Genomic DNA, 1762 nt, shown 5'->3' with positions numbered 1-1762 from the left:
CCACACCGTCCGGCCGAGCAGATCGGCGTCCCCGCCCCAGACGACCTCCTTGAGCGGACGATCCAGCTGCACATCCAGACCGGCACACACCGCGTCGAACGCCTCGGCGAACACGCCGAACCGCTCATACAGCTCACGGCCCATGCCCAGGCGCTGCGCGCCCTGGCCCGAGAAGAGGAACGCGGTCGCGTCGTCGGTGCGTGCGGTGGCCAGGTAGGTGCCTGGTGCGGTCACCGGGCCGGGCTGTGCCAGCGCGGTGAGGCCGGCCAGGAGGTCCTCCCGGCTCGTCCCGACGATGGACGCGCGGCATTCGAGCGCCGTCCTGGTGGTGGCGAGCGAGACGGCGATGTCCAGCGGCGCCGGCTCGGGACGGGTTTCGAGGTGGGTCCGCAGCCGCTGTGCCTGGTCCCGGAGCGCATCGGGGGTGGCGCCGCGGATCAGCCAGGGCAGCGGACTCTCGTGCCCGGCGCCGGGCTCCGTCGTCGGGGCGGGCTCCGTCGTCGGGACCGGCTCCACCATCGGTACGGGCTCGTCGTCGGGCTCGGGAGCCTGTTCGAGGACGACGTGCGCATTGGTACCGCTGATGCCGAACGCCGAGACGGCCGCGCGGCGCGGGCGCGCCGGGTCGGCCGGCCAGTCGCGCTGCTCGGTCAGCAGCTCCACGGAGCCCTCGGACCAGTCGACGTGCGGTGAGGGCTCGTCCACGTGGAGGGTCGGCGGCAGCACGCCGTGCCGCATGGCCTCCACCATCTTGATCACACCCGCCACACCGGCGGCCGCCTGGGCGTGGCCGATGTTGGACTTCACCGACCCCAGCAGCAGCGGACGCTCCTCGTCCCTGCCCTGCCCGTAGGTCGCCAGGAGCGCCTGCGCCTCGATCGGGTCACCCAGCGTCGTCCCCGTGCCGTGCGCCTCCACCGCGTCCACGTCGGCGGGGGACAGCCGGGCGTTGGCGAGCGCCTGGCCGATCACCCGCTGCTGCGCAGGTCCGTTGGGGGCGGAGAATCCGTTGCTGGCGCCGTCCTGGTTGACCGCCGTACCGCGGACGACGGCCAGCACGGGGTGTCCGTTGCGGACGGCGTCCGAGAGCCGCTCGACGAGCAGCACGCCCGCGCCCTCGGACCAGCCGACGCCGTCCGCCGAGGCCGCGAACGCCTTGCAGCGTCCGTCCGGCGACAGTCCGCGCTGCCGGCTGAACTCCAGGAACATGCCGGGCGTCGACATCACGGTGGCGCCCCCGGCGAGCGCCAGGTCGCACTCGCCGGAGCGCAGCGCCTGTACGGCGAGGTGCAGGGCGACGAGGGACGAGGAGCACGCCGTGTCCACGGTGACGGCCGGTCCCTCGAAGCCGAGCGTGTAGGAGACCCGGCCGGAGACGACGCTGCCGCCGCTGGTGCCCGAGGGCGAGGCGTTGAGGGCGTAGTCGTGGTACATGACGCCGGTGAAGACGCCGGTGGGGCTGGAGCGCAGGGTCGCCGGGTCGATCCCGGCGCGCTCCAGGGCCTCCCAGGAGGACTCCAGGAGCAGCCGCTGCTGGGGGTCCATCCATGCCGCCTCGCGCGGTGAGATGCCGAAGAACGCGGGGTCGAAGTCGGCGGCGTCGTACAGGAAGCTGCCGCGCCGCGTGTAGGTCCGGCCTTCCTTGCCGGGCTCCGGGTCGTAGATGTCCTCGATGTTCCAGCCGCGGTCGGCGGGGAGGTCGGAGACGGTGTCGACGCCGTCGGTGACGAGGCGCCACAGATCCTCCGGCGAGGACACCCCG

Annotated in this window: 1 protein-coding gene; it reads right to left on the bottom strand. The window is 73.5% G+C overall.

Annotation, left to right across the window (positions count from 1 at the left end; genetic code table 11):
* Positions 1–1762: type I polyketide synthase (locus SCA03_RS34705; RefSeq protein WP_141275896.1), on the bottom strand; the 1762-nt coding region annotated here is incomplete at both ends.

The sequence above is a fragment of the Streptomyces cacaoi genome, from assembly GCF_006539165.1.
In the GTDB taxonomy this organism is placed as follows: Bacteria; Actinomycetota; Actinomycetes; order Streptomycetales; family Streptomycetaceae; genus Streptomyces; species Streptomyces cacaoi.
The sequence above is the reverse complement of the archived record's forward strand: the minus strand, read 5'-3'. Positions and strand labels throughout refer to the sequence as shown.